The organism is Haloarcula ordinaria (assembly GCF_029338275.1).
Classification (GTDB): Archaea; Halobacteriota; Halobacteria; order Halobacteriales; family Haloarculaceae; genus Haloarcula; species Haloarcula ordinaria.
In genome coordinates, this window is sequence record NZ_CP119789.1 from 1,066,605 (window position 1) to 1,086,712 (window position 20,108).

Sequence of the window (20,108 nt, forward strand, 5' to 3'; positions counted from 1 at the left end):
CCACGGCGTGCCAGATGTTCCTCTCAGGACCACCGTGGTGCGTCAGGTTCAAGCCAGACATCGCTCGCTTGTTCTGCGAGCCACGCACCGCGCTCGGCTATGGTCTCTTCGTTCCACTCTTCGGGCCACGTGTCGACGAGATACCGGTTAAGCAGCAATACAGTGTGATCTTGAATCGCCTCGCGCTTGTCCTCCCACGCTGCATTCGAAATAGAGGGGTTGAGTTTGTCTGTCAGGATAGTCAGATTCCCGATGGTGTTCTTGATTTCGTCACGCTCGATCCGCTCGACCTCCGCAGGCTGCTCCCCCGGCAGCGACCAGTGGAGTTCCCAATCCTGTGGCAGGATGTGCTCGATTTCGAGGTCTTGCGTTATTTCCAGCGTTTCACTGTACCCCGTATCGCGGAGTTCACGCTCGATCGCGGAGAAAACCATCTTCAGCCGGCGTTGATTGATTCTCGACCAGTACTGCTGATTCACCATCGCGTTAGAGAGGTCATCGTCGGTGGGCCAGTAGTCGCTCTGTCCGTCCCGACTCTGGAGGAAGTCCACAACAGCGTCGCCGATATGTTCATCGTCGGCTACCTTCAGTTCTTCCAGCAGTTCGATGAATATCTTGTTGTAGTTCTTCGAGGTCAGCCGGCAAAGCATCCGCCGCATCAGCCAACTCTCGATAGCTTCGACGGCCTTGACCCGCTGTTCGTCCGGCACGGCCTCCTGCCCGAAGAGGTACAAGAGCACCGGGAACGGCGTCGTCGTATCGAGCACGTCCAGCCGCTGGAGGAACACGCCTTGCCGGGACTGCTGGTCCGGTTCGGTCAGTTCCTCGTAGATTGACGCGTAGTAGTCGAAGTTCTGCAGGATCTCCTCGGTCGAAAGGTCTGTGCGGTCGAGGAACTTCCGGAACGCCGGGAACAGTTTCTTCGCGCGGACCTGCTGGCCCATCTGCATCGTGAGCCAATGCATAATGAACACGTCTATCTTCGGGCGTTCCAGTCGACCCTGCGAGACTTCGACGCGCCACTCGTCCTCATCGAACTGCCTCCAGTACTCGTCGTGGAGTTCACCAGGATCGTTCTCTTCGAGCGTCGCCTCCCGGAACAAGTAGTTCTTGATCAGATCTGCAGCGAGCAACGGCGTCCCGCGAGCGTTCAGCGTCTCGAAGATGACCTGCGCGTCGTCGTTCGATTCGAGGTCGATAACAACAACGCGAAGCAACTTCCACATCGTCGTCACCAAGGCATCAAGATGGTCTGCCGGTGACTCCGGTCCGTCCTCGGCCCAATCACGTATCTGATCGCTGAAGAACTCAAAACACTCGTGGAGAATCTCACCGCCGTCGAGCTCAGTCACTTTTGACTCGGGATCAGAAAGAGACATTACGTCCGTGAACGCTTCCTGGTCAGCTTCGATGGGCCACACCTTCAGTCGGTGACGATCATCCCGAATTAGGTCCGCATCGTTATACATCAGCTTCTCAAACATCGATGCCGACTCCTCGTCCCCGAACTCCGTGGCAACTGAGTGTGCAGCCGAGAGAAGTACCTGGAGCGTTATGAGGCGCTGTTGCCCGTCGATAATTTCACGCGTCTCCAACTTCTGCGTCGGCGTCGACTGCTGATCGAGGACGATTGCGCCGAGGAAATGCGGCGAAGTCTCCAGTTGAGCTTCATCCCGTTCAAACTGGTCGGTGGCCTCAGCCTGGCGCTCCATCAGCTCGTCGACAACAAGCCGGAGATCCTCCCACAGTAGCTGCCAATGCTCGTCCTGATTCCAGACGTACGGCCGCTGAAACCTCGGGACGACATACCGAGTGTCCTTCCGGAAGATGTCCTTCAGATCCAGTGTGTCCGCTTTCATCGATGAGTCACTCTTTCTGTGACTTAGGTATAAATGGTACACACGATTAACCAAGATCGAAGACTGCGTTGCTGTGAGAATAATACGGGTTCAGGACTCCTTGTTCATCATCTAAAGAATGTGGTCGACCAGTCAATGCTTCCAAGGTGATTCGAGATCTCTTTGAGTTCGGATTTATCCACCAGATCCCTATACTCACGCTACAGCTCCGCCAGAAGCGACTCGAACGCAATTGGCGGCGTATCTAGAATTGTCTGCTTCAAACATTTCAACGAAGTATAGGAATATTACACACAGACTGGTATGGCTTCAGAACAGCTTCGGTGCGATGAGTCCGGTCTGGTAGTTGCTCACTCACCCTGATGACAAATAGTAAAGTGGGTCGCTTGACTCAAGAGTTGTATGGATCCTGCTCCGGATGGTGGAAAGATTTCTTTGCCGCCTGTCTCTCAGCGGTTATCTTCCGCAGAAGTGAACATGGATCTCACAATGTGTGGGCTCCTGGTTGAGCGAGCTGAAGAACTTGCTCAGCTGTATCGTGAGCACGGAAACTGGAATGAAGTTAGAAACGTGTGGTTCGAGGAACGGCTCTCAAACCGCAGTACAAGGGGGAGTTCGCAGAAAATATATCGCGTTCTCACATCCCGATTCAAAAACGCTCCGTCTAGCCTTCCAAACCCTCGTGACCTGCCTTTGGTGTTCGATAAATGTTCGACAATACAGGACAAAGCGCAAGTACTCTACTTGTATCTCATTGCCGATGACCCTCTTGTTCGCTATACCGTACACACGTACGTCGAGCAGCTCTTGGAAAATCGGCCCAATGCGCTGGATTTCTCGAACGAGACACTCACATCGATACTGAGCCAGTTCGAGTATGCAGATGGGTCAGCGTTCGACTACGCTGATTCGACAACAGAACGTTGGTGTGAGGGATTCAGAGCTGTCATGCGTAAAATCGGCGTTTTGGAGAATCAACAGGCAGTCGCTGGAGAACCGCCCTCGATAGGGAAGGTCCCGCTACTGATCTCAATAGGATATTCGTACGAAGAAGACGAGGACAACTGGCTCGAATCACCGACTGGTCTCCTCTATCTCCTCCAACCGGAGGACCGGTGGCAGGAACTCTACGACCGCACTGCCAACACTGGTGCATGGGAGTATCTTGACCTTCATGGAGAGTTGCAGTTGCAACCTACCGACAGTCCTTACTCGTGGGTTGACCAGGAGGTCGATATCTGATGCGAGACGAAGACTGGTTTGAAGATCTGCCTGACGATTTCGAAGAATCCGTCCGTATCGACCGCGATCAGGATGACCATCGCACGACAGCTATCCAGTCATACCACCTCACTGTCGATTCACAGCGGTTCATTACGGACTTCGGCGACCGGATGCTCGGCCAAGCAGACGACATGCGAACCGGTTCGAACTACTGGCTGTACGGGTACTACGGGAGCGGGAAAAGCCACCTCCTGACTGTCCTGGACGGGTTAATCGACTCTAACTGGCTAGCTGACAAGCACGGGGATGTCTGGTCAGACCTCGTCGAAGATTCTGAAGACGATGAATTAGCGCAATTGCAGGACGAGTGGCGAACAATACACGAGGAATACTGTGTCATTCCTGTCTCGGTCAACCTCCTGAAGTACCAGGGACAGAAGCAGCGGAGTTTTAGCGAGATTATACTCAACCATGCCCACACAAACAGTCAGCTCACCGGTGTCTCCGACGGACTCTCGTCACAGCTTGAGGTCGCCTACTTCGAGAAGTGGCTTCGGACGACAGACGCCTGGTCCGATAGAGAAGCCCATGCAGCGGATATCTTGGAGGACATCACAACTCCTGAGAGCGGATATGATTGGGAGTCCGGAGAACTCTGGAAGGATATTCAAAAATACGGCACACTGGCAAACGTCGTACTCCCGAGGCTTTTCGAGGAAATCAACGGGATTCGTGACGGTTACGAAGATCTCCAACCGTCCGATATCGACCCTGACGAGGTCATCAGCCGACTGGAAGAACTTCGGAGCGAAAGAGAAGCTGAACTGGAAAAGCCGGTAAAGTTAGTCCTCCTCTTGGACGAGGTCAGCCTTTTTATTGGCACTGATTTCGGACGTCTGACCGAGCTACAGACGCTGGCTGAAAATATTGACGAGATTGACAGCGGTGACATCCAGATGGTCGTGACTGCGCAGGCCGATATCGAGGATGTCCAACCACAGTTCGCAGCCCACGGGGCAGACTTTACCATCCTCAAGGACCGGTTCCCGCACCGCTACCAGCTTCCGAGCAAGCACGTCGGCGACATTGCGAAACGCCGACTGTTCAAGAAGTCGGAAAACGGAGATACTCGCGTTCGGAACGTGCTCAATGAGGCGACGGTCAAACCGACCGAGTCGCTGGTCTACAGCGATATCCGACAGAATACGAAGCCACCACTCGACAGTATTGACTACGAAGAGCTCGTCAAATACTATCCCTTCCTCCCGTACCACGCACCGCTGTTTCTCGAAATCCTGTTTAATCTCCGGCAAGAGGCGAATGACCCGGCGAAATCGATTTTCTCGGGAACTGCCAGAGCTATTCTGGCGCTTATGCACAGTCTGTTGCAGAACTGGATCGAAGAAGGGGAACCTGATCATGTCATCACTCTCGTTGACTTCTACGAACTTGTCAAGCCGGAGCTCCGGGAAATACTCACGCAGGACATGCGTGTTATCGAAGGGACAGAGGAGTCGGAACTCCCGGAGGAACTGGACGATGATTCAGTCATTGGTGAATTGGAAGCGAGTCGTGGCATCGCGGATGAAGTGAAGAAGGGCGAGCTGACAGAGTTCGATCTCAAAGTGGCGAAAGCAGTACTACTGCTACAGCATGTCCACGAAATAGCCCCGCTTACTGAAGGCAACATCGCGGTCTCCGTGATGTCTGATTTGAACGGTCCTTCCTGGATCAGCACTCAGAACCGAGTGGAAAAATCACTCGAACGGATGCAGAAATTCATTCGACCGAATGAAGACGAAAGCGGTGCTCGGTATCGCTTCGCAACGGTCGAAGAACGCATCATCTACACGAAAGCCGAGGCAAAAGAGGAGGCACCCGAATGGGACGCCATTCTGCAGACACTAGACGAGCATCTGTGGGACGATATCGTACAAGACCTTCCACTTCCTGAGTCAGTTCCCTACAGCGACTCCGGGGACGAGTATCCGGTTGCGTATGAATTCAGCGTCGACGGAGTCGGGTTCGAGACGACAACTGAAGCAGATGGTGGAACTGTTTATCGAGAATTACGATGTCATCACGGAACTGGAGGACGCGTTCGACGAGGAGTGGGCGTCGTTCGAAGATTCGTGGGGCACGCGATTAGCACAGGAACTTGACGATGCGACGCGTATCGAGGACACGGAGATACCGAACGAGTACGTCGCTGTGTCGCTACCGGTAGGTGATGAGCAGCGGCAGTGGACGTTCCGACAGGGGAAGTCTGATTGGTCGTGGGTGTTCCCGCGAGAGTGGTGGACGCAACTGGACGAGCGGCGTCCGGTATCGGATGCGACGAAACCGAACGCGAGAGTCGGGTTCGTCCACCGGCTAGACTGGCACCGAGACGAGGCGGTCCGCGATCAGACGCTCATCGTATATCTGCGGAACGCTCCGTCTGGTCACGACACGTTCTACGATGGATTTGCGAACCGGTTTGCTGAAGCAGCATCCGAAGTCCGGCCTGCGATCGCCGACACAAACTACACCATGACGGGGAACAAATCGAACGTGTTACGCGGCGAGTACGACATTTCGGTTGACGCGCACGAGAGTTTCTTCGACGCGTACATTCACACGTTAGCGCAAGCCGTCACGGAAGCAGCGCTCACTAATCCCGATCTGGTTGAAATAATTGACCGAGCATATACGGAGACGATCGAAGAAGACGTCTCGCTGTGACCACCGGTGGATAGCCGATGAAGCATTGCGTGACCACGTGCGTTAGTTGAGAAGACAGGAACCACACACGGCGGCGTACGCGGCGGAGTAACGGGCGTACACGCCGGCCCTGCACGTGGAAGGATAGTCAAAGGGCCATCCGGACGCCGAACCAGACGAACTGCAGAGAGCGCCGTCTCCCGTCTCTCTGGTGATAGCCTAAGACCACACGGGAGAGAGGGCGCGGTCATAGCGCCGTCTGCAGAGTACGGAACAATGGATTCTTCGGAACTGCCATACTGCGCCCATAATCACCTGCGGCTACGCACCCCACACGGCGAGTCCCGCGAAACTGAATCGCCCGAATTCGGGCAGCTGAAAAGACGACAGTGCTGCATTACTAACGTTTTTCCGTGACCATCAAACTTAATTCTCCATGACAGACAAAGTACCATCGCAGGCCACGTTTTGGGGGATTAGAAAGCCAGAAATCCGCGTCCTCCTGGTCATCACATCCTGGTTCAACGGGCGTCCGGTCACCATACGCGGCGAGAAACGCAAACTCGCCACACACCACGAACCCTCGCTCGAAGGCTTGTTCCGAGCGTCTCAGTGGGACTACGAATCGCACGCAGACGCCCACCAGCGCCTGCTCAACAACGATCTCCTCCAGGAAGAGTACGTGGCGCGCCGAAAGATCGACTGGTCACCGACCGAGCAGGGACGCCAGGCTATCCGAGACTGCCTGAAGCCGTGGGGAGACTACGTCCGCCCCGAATGGGCTGACGAGAGGGACAGCGGACCGCTATATGGCGACCCGAACGAGGGGTTGTTGCACCGGAAGGGTGTCGAGATTGCCGGCACGGTCCTTCCCTGGATGGCGTGGGCTTTCGATATCGAGCATCCAAGCGAGCCGTACGGTGTTGAGTGGTACCCCAATGATAACCGAGGCGAGGCCTGTCACGACCTCCACGTCGATACGAACGAGTGGATGGACGATGTCGGCGTCGAGGTCATCACCTCCAGCAACAACCTCGACCACCTCGTTTCGAAGTGGAGTCGATACCAAGATGAAGACCGACTCACCTTCTGGATCTTCGACACCCGAGAGACAGCATGCCAGCTGTGGAATGCACTCGACTCCCGCAGCCATTTCTACCTCGACGGCCGATTCAATCATCACTCCAACTGGAGTGCGAAGGCAATCAATCGCAAAATCTGGCGGTCCTCGGATAAATACCGCGAGGAGCCAGCCGGCGACCTCGTTCACACCGTGACCGGTCTCCTGGAGGGTGACAGGGATACCATCCAAGAACTATTCGAAGAATACCACTCAAAAAACTGATATAGTCAATAAGAGCGCCCTGGCGGGTAAATCCCGCACCACCCCATGGGGTACACAACAGTCTGTACCGTTACGCAGGATTTGCGGCTTTTCAGACAGGCGTCTCAGACACTCTCGCGGCTCTGTAACTGCGTAACGGAGTAATTGACCCCCTGCGTAGAGAACAGTCTGGTTAATCTGACCCCCTTTACGCGGGTTTGTGTCAATATTCACTCACGTGGCGGGGACAAAATGGTCGTGCTGTCAGTCCGTCCTGCCGACTTTCAGCCTGCCATCCTGTTGCCAGTTGGGTTCCTGGTTGGGCGATGGTCCCGCTCTTGTTTTCTCGCTTTACCTATATCGCATTTGTTCGGTTCGAGATTCATCGCTCTCCTCTCTCTGTTTCACCTTCTCAATCTCGTGGTCGAACTTTCCCCATCTATGCTTGGCTCTTCACCACGTTCACTTACCGGCTCAGTAGGCGTACCACCTATTGTCCTTCGGGGCTTTGGATAATCGAACCAATGGTCTTGATTCGTCCTTTCTACGATTTAATCTGCTCGCTGGAGATCCTAGCATCTTCGAACTCACCAGCCTCAGGACCGAATCTAATTGCACTATACTTGGAGACCCATGAGGGCAAAGTCGACTCCAAGCAGAGCTACAAAAATCGCGTACAATGTGGACCCATGCACCATGCGAGCACGTGATGGTGTGTTCCCGAGTGAAGTCAGGTAATCATCTTTGTCTCGGATAACATCACGGAATGTCGGGAGCATTTGAATCAGAGGTGACTGATACTTATTGGACTCCTGTGGAGAGTCGCCATATCCTTCCAGATGTTGTTTAAGTACCTCTCTGCGGTCTTTTCGAGCTTCTTCATTCGTTCTGAGGTCATAGTGTCTATTCAGTACTTTTCGGGTGACATCTGCCCGGTCACAAATTGTGTCTTTCGGCACACCTTCATTCAGTTGATGACAAATTGCACCTCGGCGAACTGGATGAGGTGACACGTTTGATAAGCACTTGCTCAAGAGGTTGTTCTTGGTCGCAGAGTCACACTTCCCCGGGTCCATATTATGAGGACAGCTTTCCCCGTATTGACACGGTTGAGTAACCCGGTAGAGGTCTCGTCGGAGAGTTGTCCTTGAGACCCGACCATATTGGGTTGTAAACAACGGTTTCCGGCCGAAATCATCCACACTGTCTATGCGTTGTGGTCCGCGCGGATCATCGGTTCCATCAATGTACACATTCAGAATCTCACAGAGCCAATCTGGAACATTAAGTTGCCGTTCCCCGCCTTGATGTTCGTATTCACCTTCTCCATTCTTTAATGGCGTATCTTCTTCTGGATCGTGAGATAACGTGATGTACCCTTCTTCGCGGTCATAATCGTCTAAGTCCAAGGAACGCACATCGCCAAGACGGAGAAGCAGGCCCCAAATCATAGCAAATTCTGCGAATTCCCGCGTCACGTAGTCGAACTGTTTGTTATACTCCAGTATCGCTTCAGCGGCTTCTGTTTCGAGGCGCTCATACGAGACAATATCACTATCGTCAAGATCAGGCATATCAAGCTTGTCCGCAACCCCTTGCTCAATTATTTCGTTACTCTCACACCACCTGATGAAGGATCGAATGTTCATCAACTGTCCGTGGAGGGTTGCCAATCCGATATTCTCGTCTCGCTTTCTCCATTGCTTTAGTTCTTCTAGATTGCTCGAAGACAGACTGGAGAGGTCATCGAGGTCAGTGAATTCGATATATTCCAAGAACCGAGTGCAGTCATACGAGTAATCTTGGTAGGTCGCTTTCGCCCACTCGTCGGCATGGATACCGAGAAAATATTCGACAACACTCACTGGATTTGTACTGTTTAATTCGATATCCCCGTTGCCAACGATTTTCTCTCCGTCTTTCAGTTCCTCGTCAAGGTCTTCAACTCGTGTTACAATCTTTTTCGGTAAGTTTTGTTTAGCAGTCATTTTTCGACACCGAACTAAATGAAATAGCCCCTTTTAAAACCTTGACCTCAAATATCTGTCAATATCAGGGTGGCAAGAAGCCAAACTTTTATTACTCACTCAATAGTTCGGCTATAGAGAATCCCGGACGGCGGCGACCCCCTGTCAAAGTATGAATGGACTCACACGCGAAATTGCGGGGGCAGCAAAACCATCGACTGCCGAGTGTGGGCGCCTCGGTGCCTCAAACGGCGGATTTCGGCCGGCTAAGAAGCGTTCAGAAGGTGAATGGGCCCTGCCGGATTTGAACCAGCGCTCAATCGGTTATGAGCCGATCGCTTTAACCAGACTAAGCTAAGGGCCCTCGTCGTCGTATTCTTGAGTCCACGTCTTTAGCCTGTCGGGTCTCAGCCGGCAGGTCTGCGAGCGACGAACCGGAGACGGCTCGTGTATTCGAGTCTGGTGCATCGGAGCAACGCTGGTCACGGTTTTGCTCGCTCCGCTCACCATCGTGTTCACAGAAGACGACGCCACCGCCAGGGCTCGAACCTGGGACAACCACGTGTCTGCGGCACACAGAGAAACTGCGCGCCTTAACAGCGTGGTGCTCTACCAACTGAGCTACGGCGGCTTGCTGCACTGCTGGGTAGTTGGAGTTGTTAAATAGGGCTTTCGCTTCCGACCCGCATCGACACGCTTTCACGCACTCTCACAGAACGACGCGGTATGAGCGACGAGTTCGACGCGGTCGTCGAGCGGGTGCGCGAGCGCGTCTCGCCCAGTGCCGACGAGCGCGAGCGGCTCCAGCGGGTCGCAGACGAGGTGATGGACCGCGCTCGCGACGCCGTCGCCGACCTCCCCGTCGAGGCGTCGGTGCTCCAGGTCGGGTCGACGGCCCGGGATACCTGGACGGCCGGCGACCGCGACATCGACGTCTTCGTCTCGTTCCCGACCGACCTCGACCGCGAGACGCTCGAGCGCTACGGGCTCGAGGTCGGGCACGCAGTGTTGCCCGAGGGCCGCGAGGAGTTCGCCGAACACCCGTACGTCGTCGGCGAGCGCGAGGGCTACGGCGTCGACCTGGTGCCGTGCTACGACGTCGCGTCGGCGACCGACATCCGCTCGGCCGTCGACCGGACGCCGTTCCACACCCGCTATCTCGAGGCTCGCCTCGACTCGGAGGTCGCCGGCGACGTCCGAGTGACAAAGCAGTTCATGAAGGGCATCGGCGTCTATGGGAGCGACCTCCGGACCAGGGGGTTCTCCGGGTACCTGACGGAACTGCTGGTCCTCGAATACGACGGGTTCCGGCCCCTGCTCTCGGCCGTGGCAGACTGGCAGCCCCCCGTCGAACTCGACCCGGAAGGCCACGGGCAGGCGTCGTTCGACGACCCGCTCGTGGTCATCGACCCGACAGACCCCGAGCGCAACGTCGCTGCCGTCTGTTCGGCCGAGAACGTCGCGCGGTTCCAGCACTACGCCCGTGCGATGCTCGCGGACCCGGACGAGGACTTCTTCGAGGCCGAACGGCCGGCCCCTTACGGCCCCGACGACGTCCTATCGGCTATCGACCGTCGGGGAACGACGCCGGTGGCGCTGTGGTTCGACGCACCCGACGTCGTCGAGGACCAGCTGTGGCCCCAGCTGCGGAAATCGCTCGGCGGCCTCACCGATGCGCTCGACCGGCAGGGCTTCGACGTGTTTCGGTCGGCCGCGTTCGCTATCGATGGCGACGACTCCAGGGACGGCGATGCCGACCCGACACAGTCCGTGGCCGGCGAGGCCGTCTTCCTCGTCGAACTCGCCGTGACCGAGCGGCCGGCCGTCGAGCGTCACGAGGGGCCACCGGTCCACGTCCGCGAGCACGCGACCGGGTTCTGCGAGGCGTACGCCGACGACCCGGACGTGACGGGCCCCTACGTCGACGGCGACCGCTACGTCGTCGAACGGCCGCGGACGTTCACGTCGGCTGTCGCGTTCCTCCGCAGTGACGGCGTCTTCGACGTGCGCCTCGGCCCGCACGTCGAGTCGTCGCTCGAGACGGGCTACGAGGTGCTCGTCGGTGCCGAACTCACGGCGCTGACAGAATCGTTCGGCGTCGAGCTGGCCGGTTACTTCGAACCGAAACCCTGAGCCTCGACCTCGTCCAGGACGTCGCGCGCCTCGTCGCTGACATCGTCGTCCGGTTCCATCGGCGTGTACCCGTCGAACACTTCGTGGACCATCGTGACCGAGTCGGACAGCGTGTCGAGTCCGTAGCCGCCCTCCAGAACGAACCCGAGGCCGGCGTCGCAGGCCGCCGCAGTCTCACGGACCCGGGCTGTCATCGCACCGTAGCCCTCCGTCGAGACGCGCATCCGTGAGATGGGGTCGTGCTGGTGGGCGTCGAAGCCGGCGCTGATGAGCAGCAGGTCGGGGTCGTAGTCGACGATTGCGGGGGCGATGTACTCGTCGAGGGCCGCGAGGTAGTCGGCGGTGTCGGCGCCGGGCTGGTACTTGACGTTGAGGTTCGTCCCGTCGGCGCCGGTATCGCCCGTCTCGGCTATCGCGCCGGTGCCCGGGAACAGGCCGTCCTCGTGGATCGAGGCGTAGAAGACGTCCTCGTGGTCGTAGAATATCTCCTGGGTCCCGTTGCCGTGGTGGACGTCCCAGTCGAAGATGGCGACGGTGTCGGCCGCCCCGTCGAGAGCCGCCTGTGCGGCGACGGCCACGTTGTTGACGAAGCAAAAGCCCATGGCGTCGTCTTCGAGGGCGTGGTGACCCGGCGGGCGGCCGAGCGCGAACGGGGTGTCGCGGGCGACGGGGTCCTCGAGGGCGGTCTCGGCGGCCCAGACGGCGACGCCGGCCGCGGCCAGCGTCGCGTTCCACGTCCCCTCGACGGCGACGGTGTCGGCGTCCCAGTCGCCGCCCCCGTCGGCACAGAACTCGCGGAACGACTCGACGTAGTCGGGGTCGTGGACCGAGCGGAGCAGGTCGAGGTCGACGTCGGGGGCGTCGACGTACTCGACCCCGTGTTTCTCCTTCAGCGCGCGCCTGACGGCGCGGAGACGGTCGGGACTCTCTGGATGTCGCGGGCCGGTGTCGTGGTCCAGACAGACCTCGCGATAGCCGAAGTTCATTCAGTAGTACTGCGCGAGTTGGAAGTACATCTCGATGTCCTCTGCTTTGACGGTCCGTCGGTCGGCGTGGCGGGCCAGCGTCGCGGCCGCGGCGGCCACGTCGTCGGCGTAGGCCTCCAGAATCTCGGCGAGCGCGACCCTGGCGTCCATCGCCACCCGGTAGCTGTCGTCGATGTCGAGGCGGGCGATGCGGTCGACCGGTGCGACCGGGAGTTCGAGCTGGTCCTTGTCGGAGACGTGCGTGACGCCGAAGTCCGACGGCATCAGCGTCTTCCGACCGTCGGCCGTCGCATCCTCGGCCGCCGCCACCGCCAGCGACGCCCCGTGGGTCTGGATTCGACGGGCCAGCTCTTCCGCGGAGCCGGCACTCACTCGTAACCCGTCTGCGTTGCGCCGGATGACTGCGTCCACCGGGGCGAACGGAAGCTCGACGCTCATACCAACAGTCCGGAGTGTTGCCGTCTTAAGAGTTTCCGTAGCGCCGCTTGCCGTCTCAGAACACGTCCTCGGCGTGGAGCCGCTCGTCCCGCATGACGCCCCGAACCGTCACTTCCTGGCCGAGCTGGACGTGGTCGCTCGTCTCGACGGTCATCGTCTGCTCGCCGTCGTCGAGTACCACTGGGTCGCCGGTCTGGACGACCGTGCCGGTGAACTCGACGTCCTCGCCGTCTGCCTGGGCGCCGGTCTCCCCGTCTTGACCCATCGTGTCGCCCGCCGTGCCGCCACTCGTCGAGTCCTCGGTGCTTCCGGTGTCCGGGGCCCCGTCGGCGAACGACGAGAGCCCGGCGTGTTCGTCGTCGCCGGTCGCCGGCTTGGGCGCCGCGGCGGGCGAGACGTCCACGCTGTCGTCGAAGACGACGACGGTCGACTGCCAGCCGGCGGATGCCTCCTTGTCGTCCTGCCAGCCGTCCTGAATCTCGACGTCGGCGGCCAGCACCTCGTCGCCGGGCGCGATGTCCTCGTCGGCCTTCTCGCCCCAGAGCGCCACCCTGATGTCGCCGGTGGCGTCCCGCAGGCGGATGTTCCGGACCTGCCCCTCGCTGCCGTCGTCGCGGTCGAAGGTCCGTTTCGGGTCCGCTTCGAGGACGACGCCGGCGATGTCGACCGTCTCGTCGATTTCGACGGTTTCGATGGCGTCGGCGTCCGGTTCGAAGGCGACCTCCTCGTCTATCTCGTCGACGGCACCCTGGTCGCCGACGTGCAGTTCCAGCGCGCCGTCCCGCTCGCGGACGTAGCCGTCGACCACTTCCACGGCCGCGCCGGCCGAGAGCTCCTCGGCTCGGTCGGCCTGGTCGTCCCACAGCGTCACGCGCACACGCCCGGTCTCGTCGCCCAGCGTGAGGTTCGCGACGCGGCCCTCGCTACCGTCGTCGCGGTCGAAGGTCCGAATCGAGTCGGTCCCGAGCACGAGCCCGCGGAGCGTGACGTCGGATTGTCCCATCGTCAGCGACTCGATGGTCGAGCCGTCGCCTGGCTCGACGTCGATGGTGGCGTCGTCGTCCGGTTCGGCCTTGTCGACCGAAACCTCCAGCCCGTTGTACCCCTCCTTGGGCCGGCCCTTGATGCGCAGGACCTCGCCCACGTCCAGCGCCCCGTCGTCGATGTCGGCGGCCTGCTCGTCCCAGAACGCGAGTCGGACGTGGCCGGTCTCGTCCGCCACCTCGACGTTGATGACCCGGCCGTCCGCGTCCTCACCGTCACGCTCGAAGGTGCGGAGGTCGCCGACCGCCATCACCTTCGCCAGGAACTTCACTTCCTCCATCCCCGACTCGATGTCGGCGACGGCGTTGACCTCGCCCTCGCTGAGCTCGTGGGCGATGAGCATCGCGGCCGTCTCCTCGTCTGCGAGGCCCCCCATCTGCTCTACCTTCGCCTCGACGGCCTCGCGGAACTCCTCCTCGGAGACGTCCGCCTCGACGTCCTCCTCGTAGACCTCTTCTATCGCGCCCATCTATCTATGGGAGGCAGGGATGGGCTCCGCTTAAGCGTTGTCGTTGGCCGAGCGACCCGGTGCAGTCTGTCGGTTTCTGCTGGTGGTCGGTCATCACGACGCACTGGTCGCCCCCTGTGGTATAAACCTCCGTGTCGCCGACGCCACGCTGGCTACAACTCGGCTTCGGTCACCTGCACCGGTTCGTTGCCGTGGTCGTGCTCGACGACGACCCGGTCGGGAAGCCCGCCTTCGAACGTGGCCGTCGCCGTGTACTCGATCTCGACGATGGCTTCCGTGCACGCCTGGTCTTCGGTCCCCTCGCGGTCGGTCGTCCCGACAGTCACAGTCTGGGTGTTCGACTCTCGGTCGTAGTCGCTGCCCAGCAGCGTCGCGGTCTTGCACCCGTCGCTCCCCCAGATGACGCCCTCGACGACGACGCGTGACTCCTCGAAACGGACCGTCGCCTCGTCGCGCTCACCCCCGCTCGTCCGGTCGTCGACGACGAACTCGGTGTCCTGGAGCGTCGGCGACTGACTCGAGCCCGGTTCCGTGGTCTCGTCCGTGCCCGGGTCCTCGCCGTCGCCGCCCGACGACGAACACCCCGCCAGGAGTGCCGCGCCGGTCGCCGCCAGCCCATTCAGGAGCGTTCTCCGGTTCATACTGCTCCTGACGTGCCCCCTGGATACGGCGTTTGTGTTCGCTCAAACCCGGCCTTGACCGTGGTGTGTCGCCCCGTCGCGTGGCGGTCGCCGAACCGTCACCCTTTTGAGCAGGACCCGCCTCCCTCGATATGAGTCCGGGTAGGGTAGTGGACTATCCTCTTGGCTTGCGGAGCCAGGGACCGGAGTTCAAATCTCCGTCCGGACGTTTCTCTGCAGCACGACACGGATACGAGGAGATTTGAACACGCGAGTCGCAGACCCGGAACGGCCGAACCGTGTGAGGCCGCACGCCCGGAACGTCTCGCCTCGGTTCAAATCTCCGTCCGGACGTTACACTTCCGGGAACAACTTCGCGAGCGACTGCCGTCTCGCTCGCTCTCGTGAGCGGTTATGCGGAGCCACGGAGATTTGAGCAGCGAAGTCGCAGCCCGGGAAGCGAACGAAGTGAGCGACCCGGCACGTCCTCACGCGTTCAAATCTCCGTCCGGACGCTACAGTTCCGCCAACAAATCCGCAAGCGAAGCACCCCACTCCATGTACGCACCGCGTTACTGCTGTCCGCCGTCGCCACCGCCGACGACGCCGTGGTACCGCGCGACCTCGTAGGCCGTCAACGCGGCGAACAGGACGACGACGGCGACGAAGAACACGAGGATGGCGTCGGTCCGCGTGTAGGGGCCGGGGAACCCGTTCTGCTGGAACAGGGGATAGCCTGCGAGCACCAGCGGGACGAACAGGAGGACGCCGGTCGCGAGCGCGGCCGACAGCTGGCTATACCTCCGCAGCAGGGTCATTGCTGCACCTCAACGGTGGCCGCTGTCCGTGGTGAGTCGACCGCCGGGGACTGCCAGCCGTTCCGTGCCCACTCGCGTGCTCGACGGACCCGTTCGTCGGCGGTGACGAACTGGCTGGCCTCGCCCTGCGCCTCGACGAACCGGAGGCGGCCGAGGAGCCCCGCCATGTTGGCGTTCTGTATCCCGAGCCCGGGCCGGCGGTTCACCTCGAGTACCATGGGGCCGCGGTCCGCGTCGAAGACGATGTCGACGCCGGTGTAGCCGAGGCCGGTCGAAATCGCCGCCTCGGACACGATAGTGAGGACGGTCGACCAGTCGGGAATCTCGAACGCGAGGGACGCGCCCGTGTCCGGGTGCGTGTCCACGAACGTCTGCCGGGTCTGCTGGTAGCCGCCGGACGCGACGCCCGTCGCGATGTCGACGGCGACGCCGACGGCGCCCACGTGGATGTTGGCGGTCCCCCGCGACTCCGCAGTCGGGAGGCGGACCATCGCCATCACGGGGTAGCCGTGTAGCGTGATGACTCGCAGGTCGGGGACGCCACCGGGTGCGCGGTCCGCCAGCAGACCGTCCGGAACGACCAGCTCCTCGACGAGCGCGCGGGTCCGGTCCCCGTAGTTCGTGACGCTCCCGAAGCAGATGTCCCGCGCGTGTGAGACGATTTCGTCGGCCGTCAGCTGGCCGCGGTTGGTGGTGAAGTGGCCGCTGGGGGCGTCGCGCCCGCTGACGACGAGGATGCGGTCGCCGCCGCTGCCGTCGACGGGCTTGACGACGAACAGGTCCCGCGTCTCGACGAGTTCACGGAGCGCGGCCAGGTCCTCGTCGCCGTCGACGACCATGAGCGTCTCCGGGGTCGGGATGCCGAGGCCGTGGAGGCGCTGTTTCATCCCCACCTTGTCGTAGCGCCCCATCAGCGGGGCCGGGTTGTACCGGCTGATGAACTCCCGGTTGCGGACACGCATAGTGAGGACGTCGGCCGAGCGCTCTGTGGTGAGCGCTTGTCTGAGCGTCTGGAACCGGAGGTACTCCCCGAGGCGGACGTCAGTGCTCGCACCCAGCGCGATGTTGACCCCGGCGAGCACGACCCACAGTTCGGGGTTCTCGACGACGGCCGTGACCAGCGGGTCGTACCCGGCGACGAGATACGCCGCCCCGATCGCGAAGAGCGTGTACCCGAGCCGTCGCGCCGACGGCCCCCACCCGGACGCGGTGACGCCCTGGACGAACCGCTCTGCGTACCAGGTCGTCAGGATGACGGGGAACAGCAGGACCGCACTGAACGGCGGAACTCCCTGGAGCCGACCGACCGACACCATGACGTACACTGCGACGATGGCGACGACCAGCAACGTCGCGACGCGGTGGGCCGTCCCAAGGTCCAGGTTCGACAGCGCGACACGGGCCGAGACGGTGGCGACGAACACGTAGGCGACGAAGAGAAAGCCCCACAGCGGTCCGATGTCGAGCCACGCGAACGCCAGGATGACCGGTCCGAACACCCCGAACGTCGACAGGCCGACCTCGTTGCGGAGGACGGCGATGACGGTCCCCGCGAGCATCAGCTGGAACGCGAACCGGAGCCCTTCGGACGCGGGGACGAACGCGGTTGCGTTCACCCGGAGATAGAGTGCGACGCTGGCCAGTCCGGCCAACAACAGTACCGCCGGTCCGTATTGCCCCCGAATATTCATATGCATTATACGCGCCGCGAATATATAAACACCATTTAAATTCAATATATGTACCACTCGATGACACGTGACTCAGGGTGTCTTCGGCGGGAGATAGATCCTGACGACGTTGCCGCCGTCGCGGCGGTCGAACCGGAGTTCGCCGCCGAGTGACTCGACGCACCACTTCAATACGAACAGGCCCGTCCCGGACCCGTGTGCGGTGGTCGTGGTCTGTGTCAGGTCGTCGATGGCGTCGAGCTCGGTGTCCGGAATCGGCGGGGCGGTGTCGGCGACGCTGATCTCGACGCGGCCGGTGTTGGGCGAGGCCCCGACGGTGATCTCGACCGTCGGGTCGCCGTCGTCGTGTCGGATGGCGTTGTCGACGGCGTGGGTCAGTGCGTGGTCGAACGTGTCGTCGATGTGAATCCACATCTCGTCCCGTTCTGCGACGGTGACGGTCGCGTCCGGATACCGCTCGCGAAGGGGCTCGACCACCTCGGCCACCGCGTCCGTCGCGTTCTCGAGCGTCCGGTCGGCGACCGTCTCGGCCATCGCCCGGTCGATCTGCTTCACCGCCTCGGTCAACCGGGCGACCTCGCCAGCCTTGCGTCGGATGGTCTCGGCGTCGGTCCGAACGCGTTGCTCGTCGGCCTCGTCGCCGATGTGCTCGGCCCGCCCGGCGATGACGGTGACGTCGTTTCGGAGGTTGTGTCGGAGGACACGGGAGAACAGACCGACCCGGCGCGTGGCCGTGTAGTGGTCCGTGATGTCGAACACTTCGGCGAGTACGCACCCCTCGCCCTGGGGCCCGTAATGCGAGAGCCGTATCTCGGTCCATATCAGTTCGCCGTCGGCGCGCTTGACCCGCCACTGGCACTGCTGGGGCTCGCCGTCAGCGGCCGCCCGCATCCACTTGCGGAGCTGTGTTCCACCGTCGGTCTGCGTGTTCGCGCTGTACTCGTCGATGGCCATCTCACGCAAGGCCGCGACGTCGTAGCCGAATATCGCCTCGATTCGGTCGTTCGCGTCGAGCACGGCACCGGTCTCGGAATCGTACAACACGATGCCGACGTGTAACTGCTCGAATCGCGCAGGCAATCGCTCGTCAAACTGGACCGACATCGATGAGAGCTCTCGTCTTGACCTACAACGTGGTTACTATGACGGGTATATATCGCTCCCTCCTGCTCGGGAGCGGTATCGAGCCCGCACGTCTCCGGCCTCGGTGCCCGACGCCTTCGCCCCGCCGTTTTTGCTCGTTCCGCCCGTACTACGGCTATGGACTCACACCTCCGGGCCGGTATCGCCGTCTACAACGCCGGCCGGTACCACGCCGCCCACGACGCCTGGGAGGACTACTGGCTGGATCTTGAGGCGGGCGACGACGAGCGGTTCCTCCACGGACTCATCCAGTTCACCGCCGTCGTCCATCACGCCCACACCGGCAACTGGTCGGGCGCACAGGGGCTGGCCGAGAGCGCCGGCGAGTACCTCGCGGAACTCTCGGACGACTACCGGGGCGTGAACCTCAACGTCGTCCGGCCGTTCCTCGCGCGGGTGGCCGCGGATCCCGAACACGCCGAGCGGGTCGCCGTCCCGCTGCTCACCCACGAGGGCGTCGCACTCGACTACGAGGCGCTGGATTTCGACGCGACGGCCGTCGCCGCACAGGTTCTCGCGGAGGCCGACGGCTACGACGAGGAGGCGATCGAGGATGCGATCGGATACGCCCGCGAGGAACTGGCCGAGCGTGGCGAAGGCAGGTTCGTCGGGTTGCTGTTCTCGTTCGTCCGCGAAGACGAGAAACGGCCCGTCGTGGCTCAGCGACTCGTCCAGCACGTCGAGCGGGAGCGAGGCAAAGACGCGGACGTCGAGAACCTGTTCGAGTAAGCACGTACGAAGCGCGGTGGTGTGTCGCTCTCGACTACTCGTTCGGCTGTCGGGGTGGTGCCGTCAGTTCGTCGGGCCCGCGCCCTCGATGGGTTCGCCGTCGAAGGTGTACTCGGCGGAGTTGTCCTGTGGGTCGTAGCCCAGCACCTCCTTCGCGCGTTCGATGGAGTAGTACTTGCGGTCGTTGTCAGAGATACCGTAGACGATCTCGTACTCGTAGTCGGCCTCGAGCGCACACTGGTGGATGTGGGCACAGTCCGGGTAGGAGAGCCACATCGCCTGTCCGCGCTCGTACTCGACGGGCGGGTGATTGCGGGTGAGGTTCCCGATGCGGATGTTACACACGTTGATGCCGTACTCGTCGTGGTAGTACCGGCCCAGCACCTCGCCGGTCGCCTTCGAGACGCCGTAGAGGTTGCCCGGGCGGGGCAGTTCGGTGCCGTCGAGGCGGAAGTCGTCGTGCGTGCGGTACATCTCGGGCGTGCGCGTGTCGGTCTCGAAGGACCCGACGGCGTGGTTCGAGGAGGCGAAGACGAACTTCTCGACGCCCTCCTCGACAGCAATCTGGTACATCTTCTGGGTGCCGTCGATGTTGTTCGACAGCACGGAGTTCCATGGGGCCTCCGGCCGCGGGTCGCCGGCGAGGTGGATGACCGCGCCGACGCCGTCCATCGCCTCCCTGATGTCGTCAGTGTCGACGACGTCGCCGACGAGGTACTCGTGACCGGGGTTCTCCGCCGGCGGGTTGTGATACATGAGCCGCCAGTAGTACTCGTCCCCGATGCCCTCGAGGATGGCCTCCCCGACAGCGCCGCCAGCACCTGTGAGCAGAACCGGGTCGTCCATTCGAGTAATGGGAAGTGAGCATGCAATAGGTAACTTGCGGTTCGATTCTGAGTGGTCCAACGGGGAGCAGCGACTGTCGACGGGGCGCTAACCGTCTGCTTTCGCGAGCCGACC

Annotated in this window: 15 protein-coding genes, 3 tRNA genes and 1 pseudogene; 7 read left to right on the top strand and 12 right to left on the bottom strand. The window is 60.9% G+C overall.

From position 1 onward, the window contains the following. Positions 1–23: 23 nt before the first annotated feature. The gene (locus P1L41_RS05605) at positions 24–1,859 is read right to left on the bottom strand and encodes a DUF262 domain-containing protein (protein WP_276297888.1); all 1,836 of its coding nucleotides are present in this window, start codon (positions 1,857–1,859) and stop codon (positions 24–26) included. Between the two features lie 402 nt (positions 1,860–2,261). Here P1L41_RS05605 and P1L41_RS05610 point away from each other — a divergent pair, with 402 nt between their 5' ends. From P1L41_RS05610 to P1L41_RS05625, 4 genes and pseudogenes are all read left to right on the top strand, one after another. Beyond that, positions 2,262–3,101, top strand: a complete 840-nt coding sequence (locus tag P1L41_RS05610; protein WP_276297889.1) for a BrxA family protein — start codon at positions 2,262–2,264, stop codon at positions 3,099–3,101. After that, positions 3,101–5,137: pseudogene (locus tag P1L41_RS05615) on the top strand (hypothetical protein); the annotation flags it as partial. The gene P1L41_RS05610 and the pseudogene P1L41_RS05615, both read left to right, overlap by 1 nt. Further along, positions 5,133–5,807: a hypothetical protein gene (locus tag P1L41_RS05620; protein ID WP_276297891.1), complete on the top strand. Its 675-nt coding sequence runs from the start codon at positions 5,133–5,135 to the stop codon at positions 5,805–5,807. The pseudogene P1L41_RS05615 and the gene P1L41_RS05620, both read left to right, overlap by 5 nt. A gap of 415 nt (positions 5,808–6,222) precedes the next feature. Further along, complete coding sequence (locus P1L41_RS05625) at positions 6,223–7,131, top strand: hypothetical protein (RefSeq protein ID WP_276297892.1); 909 nt, start codon at positions 6,223–6,225, stop codon at positions 7,129–7,131. A 596-nt stretch (positions 7,132–7,727) separates the two neighbouring features. Here the strand turns inward: P1L41_RS05625 and P1L41_RS05630 are convergent. From P1L41_RS05630 to P1L41_RS05640, 3 genes are all read right to left on the bottom strand, one after another. Then, a complete protein-coding gene (locus P1L41_RS05630) occupies positions 7,728–9,098 on the bottom strand; it encodes a tyrosine-type recombinase/integrase (protein WP_276297893.1) in 1,371 nt (456 codons plus the stop codon). A gap of 268 nt (positions 9,099–9,366) precedes the next feature. Then, positions 9,367–9,441: transfer RNA gene (locus tag P1L41_RS05635), tRNA-Ile, on the bottom strand. 164 nt (positions 9,442–9,605) lie between these two features. Further along, positions 9,606–9,708 (bottom strand) — tRNA-Asn (locus P1L41_RS05640). A 95-nt stretch (positions 9,709–9,803) separates the two neighbouring features. Here P1L41_RS05640 and cca point away from each other — a divergent pair. Continuing rightward, positions 9,804–11,210 carry a CCA tRNA nucleotidyltransferase gene (gene cca, locus P1L41_RS05645; protein WP_276297894.1) on the top strand — a complete coding sequence of 469 codons (1,407 nt, stop codon included), beginning with the start codon at positions 9,804–9,806 and terminating at the stop codon, positions 11,208–11,210. On the opposite strand, the gene P1L41_RS05650 is transcribed toward cca, so the two are convergent. From P1L41_RS05650 to P1L41_RS05665, 4 genes are all read right to left on the bottom strand, one after another. Beyond that, on the bottom strand, positions 11,189–12,196 hold the full coding sequence (locus tag P1L41_RS05650) for a histone deacetylase family protein (protein WP_276297895.1): 1,008 nt from the start codon (positions 12,194–12,196) through the stop codon (positions 11,189–11,191). The two genes, cca and P1L41_RS05650, sit on opposite strands and share 22 nt — an antisense overlap. After that, positions 12,197–12,634, bottom strand: a complete 438-nt coding sequence (locus tag P1L41_RS05655; RefSeq protein WP_276297896.1) for a histone — start codon at positions 12,632–12,634, stop codon at positions 12,197–12,199. A gap of 55 nt (positions 12,635–12,689) precedes the next feature. Continuing rightward, positions 12,690–14,147 (bottom strand): single-stranded DNA binding protein, encoded by a 1,458-nt coding sequence (locus P1L41_RS05660; RefSeq protein WP_276297897.1) that lies wholly within the window; start codon positions 14,145–14,147, stop codon positions 12,690–12,692. 152 nt (positions 14,148–14,299) lie between these two features. Further along, positions 14,300–14,788 carry a hypothetical protein gene (locus P1L41_RS05665; protein ID WP_276297898.1) on the bottom strand — a complete coding sequence of 163 codons (489 nt, stop codon included), beginning with the start codon at positions 14,786–14,788 and terminating at the stop codon, positions 14,300–14,302. 135 nt (positions 14,789–14,923) lie between these two features. Here P1L41_RS05665 and P1L41_RS05670 point away from each other — a divergent pair. Further along, positions 14,924–14,996: transfer RNA gene (locus P1L41_RS05670), tRNA-Arg, on the top strand. Between the two features lie 343 nt (positions 14,997–15,339). On the opposite strand, the gene P1L41_RS05675 is transcribed toward P1L41_RS05670, so the two are convergent. From P1L41_RS05675 to P1L41_RS05685, 3 genes are all read right to left on the bottom strand, one after another. After that, the gene (locus P1L41_RS05675) at positions 15,340–15,585 is read right to left on the bottom strand and encodes a hypothetical protein (RefSeq protein WP_276297899.1); all 246 of its coding nucleotides are present in this window, start codon (positions 15,583–15,585) and stop codon (positions 15,340–15,342) included. Next, entirely contained in the window at positions 15,582–17,276 is a 1,695-nt protein-coding gene (locus P1L41_RS05680; RefSeq protein WP_276297900.1) for a sugar-transfer associated ATP-grasp domain-containing protein, read from the bottom strand. The genes P1L41_RS05675 and P1L41_RS05680 overlap by 4 nt, the downstream gene beginning before the upstream one ends. A 72-nt stretch (positions 17,277–17,348) precedes the next feature. Then, entirely contained in the window at positions 17,349–18,380 is a 1,032-nt protein-coding gene (locus tag P1L41_RS05685; RefSeq protein ID WP_276297901.1) for a PAS domain-containing sensor histidine kinase, read from the bottom strand. 156 nt (positions 18,381–18,536) lie between these two features. On the opposite strand from P1L41_RS05685, the gene P1L41_RS05690 reads away from it, so the two are divergent. Beyond that, entirely contained in the window at positions 18,537–19,148 is a 612-nt protein-coding gene (locus P1L41_RS05690; RefSeq protein WP_276297902.1) for a DUF309 domain-containing protein, read from the top strand. Between the two features lie 63 nt (positions 19,149–19,211). Here the strand turns inward: P1L41_RS05690 and azf are convergent, their stop codons facing one another. Beyond that, the gene (azf, locus tag P1L41_RS05695) at positions 19,212–19,994 is read right to left on the bottom strand and encodes an NAD-dependent glucose-6-phosphate dehydrogenase Azf (protein WP_276297903.1); all 783 of its coding nucleotides are present in this window, start codon (positions 19,992–19,994) and stop codon (positions 19,212–19,214) included. Positions 19,995–20,108: the final 114 nt, after the last annotated feature.